The 365-nt window shown below is 48.5% G+C and carries 1 pseudogene; it reads right to left on the bottom strand.

Features of this window, described 5'->3' with window-relative positions:
• Positions 1-206 (bottom strand): annotated as a pseudogene (locus EZM41_RS09495) (hypothetical protein); the annotation flags it as partial.
• Between the last annotated feature and the right edge of the window lie 159 nt (positions 207-365).

A 365-nucleotide genomic window follows, 5' to 3' on the forward strand; every position in this document is an offset into this window, starting at 1 on the left:
ACATCGTCTTGGTTGACCTCGGCGAATTTCACGATCTGGTCGAGGATATTCTTGTCTACGAGGAAATTTTGTCCGAGCTTGCTCTTCGTCGAATGAAGTCTTCTGGCCATATCCATATTTTGAATTAAGAAAGCTGGAAGCTTTATCGAGGCCAGCCCTATGGATGTGGAGGATTGGGCCATCGCAAGCCTCACATTTAACGACAATACGAAGGGCCTCGTCATATAAATGCACGGAAATATGCGACTACACCTTTGGCATCCCCCCAGTGGTTAATCACGAAGGCTAAACCCAGCGACTCGCTACTGCCGCAACAGACGTGCTTGGAGAAGAAAAAGTCGTTCGGCTGACCAAACCTCTGATGG

Source organism: Acetomicrobium sp. S15 = DSM 107314 (genome assembly GCF_016125955.1).
Taxonomy (GTDB): Bacteria; Synergistota; Synergistia; order Synergistales; family Thermosynergistaceae; genus Thermosynergistes; species Thermosynergistes pyruvativorans.